The organism is Variovorax guangxiensis (assembly GCF_003952165.1).
GTDB lineage: Bacteria > Pseudomonadota > Gammaproteobacteria > Burkholderiales > Burkholderiaceae_C > Variovorax > Variovorax guangxiensis.
In genome coordinates this window covers 444,259-457,114 of the sequence record NZ_RXFT01000002.1, presented here as the reverse complement: position 1 = coordinate 457,114, position 12,856 = coordinate 444,259, and the positions used below count along the sequence as shown (strand labels likewise).

Sequence of the window (12,856 nt, the reverse complement as noted above, 5' to 3'; positions counted from 1 at the left end):
ATAGGAAACACTCTGGCAGGTTATCGCCTTGCCGTCAGGGGGATTTCAAGTCCAGCCGCATGAACGGCTGATGTGTCCCCCTGCTGGTACTCGATGGGAGCCAACGCCCGCGGATAGGGCCTGGGGCTGATCGCGTAGCGCTTGGCGGGCGTGAGAAGGTCCAGCGCGTCGTGTGGACGCTCGTGGTTGTAGATGCCGCGCCAGCGCTCGAAGGCCGCCTGGGCCTGGCCCAGATCGGCGAAGCTGCGCCCGGCGAGCACCTCCGTGTTCAGCGAGCGGTGGAAGCGTTCGATCTTGCCGTTGGTCTGAGGGTGGTACGGCGCGCTGTGGCTCAGCCGAATCCCCAGCCTGATGAGCCACACGCCCAGCTCGGACAGTCCATGCGCCGGTTGACGCGGAGCGCCCCAGGGAGCGCCGTTGTCCGTGTTGATGCGCACCGGCAGCCCATAGCGGGCAAAGACCTGCTCCAGGTGCGGTCGCACACTGTCGGTGCCCACGCTGGGACAAGCCCTCAGCGCGAGATTGAAGCGCGAATGGTCGTCCAGCACGGTCCGCGGATAGCAGCGCGCCGCAGCCATGGCGAAGTCGCCCTTGAAGTCGATCTGCCACAGGGCATTGGGCTGCTCGTGCTCGAAACGGCACCAGTGTTCGCTTGCCTTGCTGGACTCTGGAGTGATCAGCCCATGGCGATGCAGGATGTTGGTGACGGTGCTGGGCGCAGGAACCTCGCCCAGGCCCTGGTCGGCCAGCCGGCGGGCGATCTTGCGTCCACCCCAACTGGGGTGCTCGCGCCGCAGCTGGACCACGGCCTGCTCCAGCGCATCGGTGCTGCGCGTAGGAGAGTTCAGCGGTCGCGTGCTGCGCGGTGTGCATGCTTGCGCCATGCCTTGCAGCGCATGGCGCTTGAGCAGCGAATAGCCGGTCTTGGTTCACGTGGCGGAATACCTCACCGTCCTGCCGCCTCGCGAAGTGTTCGAACAGAAGATCCACGGCGCCCTGGTGGCCGCACGCGCCCGGCTGGACGGCCGGCTCGCCGACAACCAGTCCGACTGAGCCGGCCTCCTGCGATCCTGGCTCAGGCCGCCGCGCGCTGCCCCTGCGGGTTGCGCCACTTGGCCATCAGCTCGCTCCAGCGGGTGCGGGCGGCCGCCAGGTTGCGGTCCTTCACGTGGCCGTAGCCGCGGATCTGCTCCGGCAGGCTCGCGATCTCCAGCGCCAGCGCGTGGTTGTCGGCACGCAGGGCGCCGATGACTTCCTCGATGGCGGCGCGGTATTCGCCGATCAGTGCGCGCTCGGTCTTGCGCTCTTCCGTGCGGCCGAAGATGTCGAGCCCCGTGCCGCGCAGGCCCTTGAGCCTGGCCAGCAGCCTGAAGCCCGTCAGCATCCAGGGGCCGAACTTCTGCTTCTGCAGCTGCCCCTTGGAGTTCTTCTTCGCGATGATCGGCGGCGCCAGGTGGTAGTTGAGCTTGTAGTCGCCTTCGAACATGCCCTCGATGCGATCGAGGAAAGTGCGGTCGGTATGCAGGCGGGCGACTTCGTACTCGTCCTTGTACGCCATCAGCTTGAACAGATAGCGCGCCACCGCCTCGGTCAGCGCGGTGCTCTTGCCCACGGCCGACTCGGCCTGGCGCACCTTGCCCACGAAGCGCTTGTATTCCTCGGCATAGGCGGCGTTCTGGTAGCCGGTGAGGAACTCCGCGCGGCGCTCGACGATGCTCTCCACCGACTCGCGCTTCTTGAACTCGATGACCTGCCCCGGGCGCACGCGCTTGACCAGCTCTTCCGGCCGCACGGCTGCCTGGCGGCCCCATTCGAAAGCCGCCTTGTTGTTCTCGACGGCCACGGCGTTCAGCTCGATGGCGCGCATCAGCGACTCGTGCGCCAGCGGGATCCAGCCCTTCTGCCAGGCGTAGCCCAGGATCATCGGGTTGACGTAGATGGTGTCGCCCATCAGCGCGGTCGCGGTGGCGTCGGCGTCGAAGCTGCCTACGCCGTCCACGCCCACGGCACGCGCGATCTCGGCGGCGCAGGCTTCCTCGGGGTTCTTCCAGTTGGCATTGTGCACGAAGGCGGCCGTCGGCGAGCTGTGGCTGTTGAGCGCGACGTGCGTGCGCCCTTCGCGCATGCGCGCCATGGTCTCGGCGTTCACCGTGACCAGCGGGTCGCAGGCCAGGATCAGGTCGGCCGCCGCCGTACCCACGCGGGTGGTGCGGATGTCGTCCTGCGTGTCGCCGATGAGCACGTGGCTCCAGGTGGCGCCGCCCTTCTGCGCGAGGCCGGCGGCATCTTGCGTGACGATGCCCTTGGCTTCGATGTGCGCCGCCATGCCCAGCAGCTGGCCGATGGTGATGACGCCGGTGCCGCCCACGCCCGCCACCACCACGCCCCAGACCCTGCCGCCGGCCAGCGACGGAATCGAGGGTTCGGGCAGCAGGCCGAACTCGGCCGGTGTGGCCGCCTTGTTCTTGCCCTTCTTCTTCAGCTGGCCGCCCTCTACGGTCACGAAGCTCGGGCAGAAGCCCTTCAGGCAGCTCATGTCCTTGTTGCAGCTGCTCTGGTTGATGGTGCGCTTGCGGCCGAACTCGGTCTCCAGCGGCTCCACGCTCAGGCAGTTGCTCTGCACGCTGCAGTCGCCGCAGCCTTCGCAGACCAGTTCGTTGATGACCACGCGCTTGGCCGGATCGACCGCCGTGCCGCGCTTGCGGCGGCGGCGCTTCTCGGTGGCGCAGGTCTGGTCGTAGATGATGGCCGTGGTGCCGGGGATGGCGCGGAACTCGCGCTGCACGTCATCGAGCAGGTCGCGGTGCTTCACCTGCACGTGGTCGCCGGGGATGCTCACGCCCTCGTACTTCTCGGGCTCGTCGGTGACGATCACCACCTTCTTCGCGCCCTCGGCATGCAGGCTCTCGGCGATCTGCAGCACCGAGTGGCCCTCGGGCCGTTCGCCGACCTGCTGGCCGCCGGTCATGGCGACCGCGTCGTTGTAGAGGATCTTGTAGGTGATGTTCACGCCCGCCGCGATGCTCTGGCGGATGGCCAGCAGGCCGCTGTGGAAGTAGGTGCCGTCGCCCAGATTCGCGAAGATGTGCTGGTCGGTGGTGAAGGGCTGCTGGCCCACCCACGGCACGCCCTCGCCGCCCATCTGCGTGAAGCCGATGGTGGAGCGGTCCATCCAGGTCGCCATGAAGTGGCAGCCGATGCCGCCCATTGCGCGCGAGCCCTCGGGCACCACGGTGCTGGTGTTGTGCGGGCAGCCCGAGCAGAACCACGGCTGGCGCGTGGCGTCGGCCACGCCGGTGGAAGCCTGCTGCAGCGCCATCGAGCGCTCCTTGGCTTCCAGGATGGCGAGCTGCGCGTCGATGCGCGCGGCCATGTCGGCTCCGGCCGCGGCCAGGAGGCCGGTCTTCTTCAGGCGCGAGGCGATGGCCTTGGCGATGAGCGCCGGGTTCAGGTCGGCGTTGGCGCGCAGCAGCGTGTGCGAGGTCGGGTTGGGCATCGACCATTCGCCGCCCGAGTAGCCCTCGGCCGCATGCACCTCGCCCTCGTCGAACTTGCCGACCACGTTCGGCCGGACGTCGGGGCGCCAGTTGTAGAGCTCTTCCTTGAGCTGGTATTCGATGACCTGGCGCTTCTCTTCCACCACCAGGATCTCCTGCAGGCCGGTGGCGAACTGGCGCGTGAGCTGCGCCTCCAGCGGCCACACCACGCCCACCTTGTGCAGGCGGATGCCGAGCTGACGGCAGGCCGCGTCGTCCAGGCCCAGGTCGATGAGCGCCTGGCGGGTGTCGTTGTAGGCCTTGCCGCTGGCCATGATGCCGAAGCGGTCGTTGGGGCCCTCGATCACGTTGTGGTTGAGCCGGTTGGCGCGGATGTAGGCCAGCGCGGCGTACCACTTGTAGTGCATGAGCCGGGCTTCCTGCTCCAGCGCGTGGTCGGGCCAGCGAATGTGCAGGCCGCCGGGCGGCATCTCGAAGTCGGTGGGAATGACGATCTCGACGCGGTCGGGGTCGATCATCGCCGTGGCGCTCGACTCGACGATCTCCTGGATCGTCTTCATGCCCGACCACACGCCCGCGAAACGGCTCATGGCGAAGGCGTGGATGCCCAGGTCCAGGATTTCCTGCACGTTCGCCGGGAAGAACACCGGCGTGCCGCAGGCCTTGAAGATGTGGTCGCTCTGGTGCGCGGCGGTGGAGCTCTTGGAGATGTGGTCGTCGCCCGCCACCGCGATCACGCCGCCGTACTCGGTGGTGCCGGCCATGTTGGCGTGCTTGAAGACGTCGGAGCAGCGGTCCACGCCCGGGCCCTTGCCGTACCAGATGCCGAAGACGCCGTCGAACTTGTTGGTGCCCTGCGGGGAGAAGCCCAGCTGCTGGGTGCCCCAGAGCGCGGTGGCGGCGAGCTCTTCATTGACGCCGGGCTGGAAGACGATGTTCTGTTCCTTGAGGAACTTGCTGGCCTTCCACAGCGCCTGGTCGTAGCCGCCGAGCGGGGAGCCGCGGTAGCCGCTGATGAAGCCGGCGGTGTTCTTGCCGGCCTGCTGGTCGCGCAGCCGCTGCAGCATGGGCAGCTTCACCAGGGCCTGCACGCCGCTCATGAATGCGCGGCCGTAGTCGAGGGAGTATTTGTCGTCGAGCGTGACGGTTTCTAGGGCCTTGCGAATGTGCGCGGGTAGCGGTGCATTCATGTCGTCTGTCTCCGTTTGGCAGGGCCTCGTGGGCCTGGCTGTTTCTGGGTCTGTGCCCGGGTAGGGCACGAGCCCATGATCACGCAAAGTGTATGCCGGGGTCCGCGACAGGTGTTTGCGTTCTTTGCCCGAAAAAACGAGCTTCCAGAAAGAATCTTGCTTAACATCGGCATCCATGGAAAGCATCGACAAGTTCGACCTCGCAATCCTGCAAGAACTGCAGGCCGACGGACGCCTTACCAACGCCGAGCTTGCGCAGCGCGTGGGCCTGTCGGCCGCGCCCTGCTGGCGCCGGGTGCGCGCGCTGGAGGAAGCCGGCTTCATCAAGGGCTACCACGCCGAGATCGACCGCCACAAGATCGGCCTGGGCGTGCTCGCCTTCGTGCGGGTCGACACGGAGCGCGTCACCCACGAGGCCACGCGCCGCCTGGAGGACGCGATCCGCAAGCTGCCCGACGTGATCGCCTGCCACTACATCAGCGGCACCGGCACCTTCGAGCTGCAGGTGGTGGCGCAGGACCTCGACAGCTTCTCGGCCTTCGCGCGCCAGCACCTGATGAACCTCCCCAACGTGAAGGACCTGCACACCAGCTTCTCGCTGGGCGAGGTGAAGGCCAGCAGCGCGCTGCCGCTGGCGCACCTGGGCGCGACAAGTCGGGCGCGCGCGACCTGATACAGGATCAGCGCCGCTCGGACCTGCTCGCCTCGCGCACCGCGCGGAATTCCGAAGACTGCCCCCACTCCGGCCAGCGCCGGCTGTTGGCCAGCGTCTCGCCAACGCGGTAGAGCAGCGGCAGGTCATGCGCCATGCCGGTGAAGGACCAGTCGGCGCGCCATTCGTCGGCCGGCTGGTGGTAGCGCTCAGCGTTGTAGGCCTTGCTCGCCGCCTCGCCGGCCGCAAGGCCGCCATCCACCAGGTCGTTGCCCGAGGCGAACGAAAGCGCCGGCACGCCGCGCTTGGCGAAGGAGAAGTGGTCGGAGCGAAAGAAGTAGCCGGCCTCGGGATGCGGATCGGGCGCGTAAGCCAGGCCGAAGCCCCGCGCCTGCTCCACCAGCAGATCCTGCAGCTGCGAGACCGCGCTGCCCGAGGTGCTGAAGTTGCGCGCCGGGCCTTCGGGGCTGAGCGCGTCCATGTTGATGACGGCCACCGTCTTCGCCAGCGGGTACAGCGGCTTCGCGGCATAGAACTCCGAGCCGAGCAGGCCGCGCTCCTCCGCCGTCACCGCGAGGAACACGACCGAACGCTCGGGCCTGTGGCGCGCGCTCGCGAAGGCGCGGCCCATCTCGATGAGCGCGGCCAGGCCGGTGCCGTTGTCGACGGCGCCGTTGTAGATGCGGTCGCCCTTGGCGTCGGGCGCGCCCACGCCGAGGTGGTCCCAGTGGGCGCTGTAGATCACCGTCTCGTCCGGTCGCTTGCGGCCTTCGATGCGGCCGACCAAGTTCTTCGAGACGATCACCTGCCGGTCGATCGCGTACTCCGCCGACATGCTCGCGCCGTTCAGCAGCTGCGGCTGGAACTCGCGCGTCTGCGCGAGCTTCTTCTGCGCCTCGAAGTCCAGGCCCGCGCGGCGCAGCAGCTCGACCGCCACGTCGCGCTGTATCCAGCCCTCCAGCTTCGGGTGCACCGACGCGGGCTGTTCGCGCTCGATGTCGAGCATGGTCGCGGTGTTGGAATTCCTGACCGTGGCCCAGCCGTACGAGGCCGGCGCGGTCTCGTGGACGATCAGCACCCCCAGCGCGCCGCGGCGCGCGGCCTCCTCGAACTTGTAGGTCCAGCGGCCGTAGTAGGTCATGGCCTTGCCGCCGAAATCGCCGCTGCCGCTTCCACTCGCTTCGAAGTCGGGGTCGTTCACCAGCACCACCGCGATCTTGCCCTTCAGGTCGACGCCCTTGTAGTCGTCCCAGCGCCGCTCGGGCGCGCTCACGCCGTAGCCCACGAAGACCAGCGGCGCCTGCTGGATCGACACCGCGGTCGAGCCGTCGAGCGCCGCGCGCACCGCGATCTGCTCGCCCTGCGCCAGCGCGTCGCGCTGCGCGCCCACCTGCAGCGTGATCTGCGGCGTGCCGCGAAACTCGGTCTTCACCAGCGGCACCAATTGGGTCCATGTGCGCCGGCCGCCTTCGAGATCGCCGCCGGGCGCGAGGCCGGCGGCCTTGAACTGCGCGACGAGGTAGTCGAGCGTCTTCGCTTCCGCCGGCGTGGCGGGGGCGCGGCCCTCGAAATCGTCGCCCGAGACCGCCTTCACGATCTGCGAGAGGCGCTGCGGATCGAAGGGCGGCGTTGCGGGATCGGCCGCCAGCGCGACCGCGGCGCTCGACGCAAGGCCGATGCCGCAGAGAAGATGGGAAGCAAGCCGCTGGATCGTCGTCATGCAAGGCTCCTGAACCGCAAAGCCCCGGATGCTAGCCAGCGGGCCGCGCCCCTTCGCCGATGTCCTTCGTCCTGCGCCGAGAACCTTGGTTGTCCCGTCGCCGCGCGACAAGCCGGGTGGAATGAAAAAGGCCGGCTCCGTGAGGAAGCCGGCCTGGCGCTGCGCCCGCGGTCGGGCGAACAGTGCCTGCTCAGAAGCTCATTTCCTTCTCGACGTCCTGCAGCTTGCGGCGGGCCAGCGCGAGGTTCGACCTGGCCTTGTCCAGCACGAAGTAGATGAACACGCCTTCCTTCTGCGCCATCGGGCGCAGCAGGTGGTACTGCTTGCCGAGGGTGATCAGGATGTCCTCGATGCTGTCGTTCAGGCCGAGCGCGCGCATCGTCTTGAGCTTGGCGCGCACCACCTCGGTGTTGCCGGCGGCCGCCACTTCGAGGTCGACGCCGGTGCCGATGGCGCCCAGCATCATGCCGCTGCCGGAGTCGACCACGGCTGCGCACAGGGCGCCGTCGGCGGTCAGGAGGTTTTCGAGGCTGTTCTGGATCGAGGCCATTTCAGTGTTTTCCTGTGGATCGGTTCAAGTCATGCGAATGAAGGGATGAAGCGGGGGCGTCGCATGCAACCCGTCCCCGCCCGATGTTTTTTCTTTCTGCAGGCTGCTCAGGGCGCCTCGAGCAGCCGCACGCAGGCGGCGCTCCGGTACATCACCTGCGCCAGCACCGCATTGGCGTCGGCGATGACGTTCACCACCAGTTCGGTCTCGCCGTTGCGCACCGGGCTGACGAGCGCGAAGCCCTTGTCGGTGGCCACCGTGATGCAGGTGCAGCGGCCCAGCCGCGCCTCCTGCGACACGACGGCGCCGATGGCGGAGATGGAGCTCGCCATCGCGGCGATGCGCGCGGGCTCGAAGTGGCGCTGGCTGGCGCTGGCGATCTCGAAGCCGTCGGGCGTGGCGATCACCACGGAGGCGATGCCGTTCACGTCTTCCAGCACGCGCAGCACCTCGGCCGCGGCGCGCAGCTTGATCTCGTGGGGAATCCTCATGGCGCGATCTTTTCGTCGAGCGCCTCGATCTGCATCAGCAGCGTCTCGATCAGCGCGACCACGTCGTCCCTGTTGCGCGGATCGGTCGCCATCACCGGCAGCACCAGGCCACGCCCCGCCAGGCCGCGCGCGTAGTCGTCGAGCGTGGGAAAGGGATGGCTGGGCAGCCGGCTCACGCCGATCGCGCAGGGCATCTGCTGGAGCGCGCCCGCGAAGCCGTCGAGGTAGGCAGCGAGGTCGGCGAGCGGGTCGGGCCGGCTGTTGTCGATGAGGATGGCGAAGCCCAGCGCGTCGCGCACCAGGATCTTCCACATGAAGTCGAAGCGGGCCTGCCCCGGCGTGCCGTACAGGCGCAGGCGGTCGCCGTTGTCCAGCGTGACCTGGCCGAAGTCGAGCCCGACGGTGGTGGTGGCCTTGGCGATCGAGGCGTCGGCATTGGCGACCTCGGTGCTGACCGGCGGTGTTTCGCTGATGGCGGCGATGGCCGTGGTCTTGCCCACGCCCATCGGGCCCGTGAAGACGAGCTTGTAGTCCCTCATGGCGGCGCTCCGCTCAGGCCAGCCCGAGGCGCTGCCGGATGCGCGAGAGCAGGCCCTGCTTGCGCCGCGCGGCCTCGCCGCCGGCGTGCGCACGGGACGCGGAAGATGCGGAAGGCGCTGGTGCCTGCTCGGCCCAGGCCAGGGCGCCTTCGCCGTCGAGCAGGCCGAGAAATGTGCTGCACACCTCGACATCGACACGGCCGAGCACGCTGAGGCTCTCCGCAGATTGCATGCTCCTGGCAAGCGCGGCGGCGAGCCGCACGAAGGCCGGATGGCGCCGCAGCGTCGCCTGCGAGGGCCAGCGCACCAGCGAGGCACGCATGCCGGGCGAGCGCACAGCGGCACGCGCGGCTTCGGCGGGCGCGTTGCCCGGAGCGACTTCGTTGAGCAGCTCCACCAGTTCCTCGGCGTAGATGGGCCGTGCGAGCGCGCGGCTCGCGCTCCTGGCGGTGGTATCGCCGCGGGTCACCATGGGCACGACGAAGCGCGCCCTGAGCGCCTGCCATTCGGAAGCGGGGAAATCGCCGTCCATCAGCAGCAGGTCGCACGAGCGCGATTCGCTGACGGTCCAGCGCGAACGGAGATTGGAGCTGAGGCGCACGATGATTCTCAGGAGCTCGACCTCAACCTGAGGGAGCCCCATGACGCCCAGTACGAGAGACATACCTTCTTCTTCCCTGATTACTTGTTTTCAAAGCTTCGCCATTGTTGGTGTTGTTAACTATTGGCGTATTCAAAAACGGGCCGTTTCCCGAAATTGGGGCATGCATCGAGAAGAAATCCACAGCATTTGTTACCAGCGAAGGCTTCGGTGCCACACCCATGCAGGGCGGAACGCGGCGGGGGGCCCCGCAGCCGGGGGCCTAAAATCCCGCACCTTTGCCCTTTTGGACGGCCATGGCCGCCCAAAGCCTCCCCAAAGCCTCATTTCCCCGGAGATACCCCATGAACCGCATCCGGCGCGCCCTGTCGCTCGTTCTTCTTTCCGCCAGCGCGGCCTTCTCGCTGGGCGCCCAGGCCCAGAACCGCGAGCTGATCGTGGCCTCCAGCGCCACCTACGCGCCCTTCGCCTTCGAGAACAAGGACAAGCAGATCGTCGGCTTCGACATCGACATCATCAACGCCATCGCCAAGCAGCAGGGCCTGAAGATCAAGATCGTCAACACGCCCTTCACCGGCATCTTCGGCGCGCTGAACAACGGCGACGTCGACCTCGTGATCTCGGGCGTGACCATCAACGAGAAGCGCAAGCAGAGCTACGACTTCACGCCGCCGTACTTCGCGGCCCGCCAGCTGATCGCGCTGCCGAAGAACAGCAAGGTCGCCTCGCTGAAGGACCTGGCCGGCAAGAAGATCGCCGTGGTCAGCGCCTCCACGGCCGACGACATCGCCTCGCGCGAGTTCGGCAAGACCAGCCCCGACATCCGCCGCTTCGAGAGCACGCCGCTCATCATTTCCGAGCTGGCCGGCGGCGGCGTCGATGCCGCCATGGGCGACAACGGCGTGATCGCCTACCGCGTGGCGCAGAACCCCGAGCTGAAGACGCTGGACGACAAGTCCTTTCCCGAAGAAGGCTTCGGCATCGTCGTGAAGAAGGGCGACAAGGCCCTGCTCGACAAGCTCACGGCCGGCCTCGCCGCCATCCGCGCCGACGGCAGCTACGTGGCGATCTACAAGAAGTGGTTCAACAAGGACCCGAACGTGCGCTGAGCCGCACGGCATTTCATTGAATACGGCCGCCCTCCAGCGGCCGTTTCGTTTTCAGTTGACCGAGAGTTGAGGACGCAGGCATGGAACAACCAGTGCTGCTTTTTGGATGGTTCCGATGGGACATCCTCGTGGAATACAAGGACCTGTTCTGGCAGGGCGCATGGATGACGCTGCGCATGACGGTGGTCTGCGTGCTGCTGGGCGCGAGCTGGGGGCTGTGCCTCGCGCTCGCGCGGCTGGCGCACCCGCGCCACGCGCCGTGGACCTGGGTGGCGCGCTTCTTCCTGCGCTGGCCGGCCACGGTGTACGTGAGCTTCTTCCGGGGCACGCCGCTGTTCGTTCAGATCCTGCTGATCCACTTTGCGGTGATGCCGGTGTTCATCCACCCGACCTCGGGCATCCTGATCGACGGCGAGCTCGCGCGCACGCTCAAGCAGGAGCACGGCGCCCTCATCTCGGGCGTGGTGGCGCTCACGCTCAACTCGGCCGCCTACATCTCGGAAGTGTTCCGCGCCGGCATCCAGTCGATCTCGCGCGGCCAGTTCGACGCGGGCCGTTCGCTGGGCTTCTCGCCCGCGCAGGTGATGCGCTACGTGGTGCTGCCGCAGGCCTTCCGCCGCATGCTGCCGCCGCTGGGCAACAACGCGATCGCGCTGCTGAAAGATACGTCGCTGGTCTCCGCCATCGGCCTGGCCGAACTGGCGTATGCCGCGCGCACCGTGGCCGGTGCGTATGCGCGCTACTGGGAGCCTTACCTCGCGATCTCGGTCATCTACTGGGTGATGACGCTGATCCTCACCACCCTGCTGCGCCGCCTCGAGCACCGCCTGGCCCGAAGCGACAGGGGCTGACGACGGCGGCCGCGCCAAAATAGCGCCACATGCCGCCCATATCCCCCGAAGAGACGCCCATCCCGCCCGCGAGGCCGCAGCCGACGAAGTTCGCGGCCCTCGTGCCCCTCCAGCTCCCCGTGTTCCGCATGCTGTGGAGCACCTGGCTCGTCGCCAACATCTGCATGTGGATGAACGACGTGGCGGCAGCGTGGATGATGACCACGCTCACTTCCTCGCCGATCTGGGTGGCGCTGGTGCAGTCGGCCTCCACGCTGCCGGTGTTCCTGCTGGGCCTGCCCAGCGGCGCGCTGGCAGACATCCTCGACCGCAGGCGCTGGCTGGTCGCCACGCAGTTCTGGCTGGCCGGCACCGCCATCGTGCTGTGCGCCGCGCTGGCGCTCGACCTGATGACCGCGCCGCTGCTGCTGGCGCTGACTTTCGCCAACGGCATCGGGCTGGCGCTGCGCTGGCCGGTGTTCGCGGCCATCGTGCCCGAGCTGGTGCCGCGCACGCAGCTGCCGGCCGCGCTGGGGCTGAACGGCATCGCCATGAACGCTTCGCGCATCGTGGGCCCGCTCACCGCCGGCATGCTGATCGCGAGCGCGGGCAGCATCTGGGTGTTCGCGCTGAACGCGGTGCTGTCTGTGGCCTCGGGCTTCGTGGTGCTGCGCTGGCGGCGCGAGCACACGCCCAACCCGCTGGGCCGCGAGAAGCTCGTCAGCGCGATGCGCGTGGGCGTGCAGTTCGTGCGGCAGTCGCAGCGCATGCGCGCGGTGCTCACGCGCATCTCGATCTTCTTCTTCCACTCGACCGCGCTGCTGGCGCTGCTGCCGCTGCTGGCGCGCAACCTCCAGGGCGGCGGCGCGGGCACTTTCACGCTGCTGCTGGCGGCCATGGGCGCGGGCGCGATCGTCGCGGTGCTGTTTTTGCCGCGGCTGCGCCAGGCGATGGGACGCGACCAGCTGGTGCTGCGCGGCACGCTGCTGCAGTCGGGCGCCACGGCGGTGATGGCCTTCGCGCCCAACGCATGGGTCGCGGTGCCGGCGATGTTCTTCGGCGGCATGGCGTGGATCACGGTGGCCAACTCGCTGTCGGTATCGGCCCAGCTCGCGCTGCCCGACTGGGTGCGCGCGCGCGGCATGTCGATGTACCAGATGGCGATCATGGGCGCGAGCGCGATCGGCGCGGCCATCTGGGGGCAGGTGGCCACCGTCAGCTCGCTGGTCGCGAGCCTGTGCGTGGCGGCCGCGAGCGGCACGCTGCTGATGCTCGCGGCGCTGCGCTGGGTGACCGACCTAAGCGGCGAGGACGACACCAGCCCCGCGCAGGCCGGCTGGGCCGTCGGTCCGCCCGCGGAAGCGCCCGAGGAAAGCGGCCGCGTGGTGATCACCGTCGAGTACCTGATCGATCCGGCGCGCGCCGCCGCCTTCCACCTCGTGATGCAGCAGACGCGCCGCGCGCGCCTGAGCCAGGGCGCCGTCGGCTGGGAGCTGCTGCACGACATCGCGCAGCCCGAGCGCTACGTGGAGCAGATCGTCGACGAATCGTGGACCGACCACCTGCGCCGCTTCAACCGTGCGACGGCCAGCGACATGGCGCTGCGCGAACGCAGGCTCGCCTTCCACATCGGCGAGTCGGGGCCGGTCGTCACGCGCTACATCGTGCGGCGCTGAG

At 68.3% G+C, this 12,856-nt stretch carries 11 protein-coding genes and 1 pseudogene; 5 read left to right on the top strand and 7 right to left on the bottom strand.

What is annotated here, in order from left to right; all coding sequences use genetic code 11:
* Positions 1–74: 74 nt before the first annotated feature.
* Positions 75–926, bottom strand: a pseudogene (locus EJP67_RS07685) (IS481 family transposase); the annotation flags it as partial.
* On the opposite strand from EJP67_RS07685, the gene EJP67_RS34100 reads away from it, so the two are divergent.
* On the top strand, positions 925–1,053 hold the full coding sequence (locus tag EJP67_RS34100; RefSeq protein WP_276312235.1) for a hypothetical protein: 129 nt from the start codon (positions 925–927) through the stop codon (positions 1,051–1,053). The pseudogene EJP67_RS07685 and the gene EJP67_RS34100 overlap by 2 nt on opposite strands.
* A 22-nt stretch (positions 1,054–1,075) precedes the next feature.
* On the opposite strand, the gene EJP67_RS07675 is transcribed toward EJP67_RS34100, so the two are convergent.
* On the bottom strand, positions 1,076–4,687 hold the full coding sequence (locus EJP67_RS07675) for an indolepyruvate ferredoxin oxidoreductase family protein (protein ID WP_126021104.1): 3,612 nt from the start codon (positions 4,685–4,687) through the stop codon (positions 1,076–1,078).
* A gap of 175 nt (positions 4,688–4,862) precedes the next feature.
* On the opposite strand from EJP67_RS07675, the gene EJP67_RS07670 reads away from it, so the two are divergent.
* A complete protein-coding gene (locus tag EJP67_RS07670; RefSeq protein WP_126021103.1) occupies positions 4,863–5,360 on the top strand; it encodes an Lrp/AsnC family transcriptional regulator in 498 nt (165 codons plus the stop codon).
* Between the two features lie 7 nt (positions 5,361–5,367).
* Here EJP67_RS07670 and EJP67_RS07665 read toward each other — a convergent pair whose 3' ends face one another.
* From EJP67_RS07665 to EJP67_RS07645, 5 genes are all read right to left on the bottom strand, one after another.
* The gene (locus EJP67_RS07665) at positions 5,368–7,059 is read right to left on the bottom strand and encodes a M28 family metallopeptidase (RefSeq protein ID WP_126021102.1); all 1,692 of its coding nucleotides are present in this window, start codon (positions 7,057–7,059) and stop codon (positions 5,368–5,370) included.
* A 190-nt stretch (positions 7,060–7,249) separates the two neighbouring features.
* Positions 7,250–7,609: a hypothetical protein gene (locus EJP67_RS07660; protein ID WP_126021101.1), complete on the bottom strand. Its 360-nt coding sequence runs from the start codon at positions 7,607–7,609 to the stop codon at positions 7,250–7,252.
* A 107-nt stretch (positions 7,610–7,716) separates the two neighbouring features.
* On the bottom strand, positions 7,717–8,100 hold the full coding sequence (locus tag EJP67_RS07655; protein ID WP_126021100.1) for a roadblock/LC7 domain-containing protein: 384 nt from the start codon (positions 8,098–8,100) through the stop codon (positions 7,717–7,719).
* A complete protein-coding gene (locus tag EJP67_RS07650; protein ID WP_126021099.1) occupies positions 8,097–8,639 on the bottom strand; it encodes a GTP-binding protein in 543 nt (180 codons plus the stop codon). Before EJP67_RS07650 ends, EJP67_RS07655 begins: the two co-directional genes overlap by 4 nt.
* A gap of 13 nt (positions 8,640–8,652) precedes the next feature.
* Positions 8,653–9,303 (bottom strand): hypothetical protein, encoded by a 651-nt coding sequence (locus EJP67_RS07645; protein WP_126021098.1) that lies wholly within the window; start codon positions 9,301–9,303, stop codon positions 8,653–8,655.
* 281 nt (positions 9,304–9,584) lie between these two features.
* Here EJP67_RS07645 and EJP67_RS07640 point away from each other — a divergent pair, with 281 nt between their 5' ends.
* The 3 genes from EJP67_RS07640 to EJP67_RS07630 all read left to right on the top strand — a co-directional run bounded on the left by EJP67_RS07640 (position 9,585) and on the right by EJP67_RS07630 (position 12,855).
* On the top strand, positions 9,585–10,349 hold the full coding sequence (locus tag EJP67_RS07640; RefSeq protein ID WP_126021097.1) for a basic amino acid ABC transporter substrate-binding protein: 765 nt from the start codon (positions 9,585–9,587) through the stop codon (positions 10,347–10,349).
* Positions 10,350–10,429: 80 nt separating this feature from the next.
* Positions 10,430–11,200: an amino acid ABC transporter permease gene (locus EJP67_RS07635; RefSeq protein WP_126021096.1), complete on the top strand. Its 771-nt coding sequence runs from the start codon at positions 10,430–10,432 to the stop codon at positions 11,198–11,200.
* 29 nt (positions 11,201–11,229) lie between these two features.
* A complete protein-coding gene (locus tag EJP67_RS07630; RefSeq protein WP_126021095.1) occupies positions 11,230–12,855 on the top strand; it encodes an MFS transporter in 1,626 nt (541 codons plus the stop codon).
* Position 12,856: the final 1 nt, after the last annotated feature.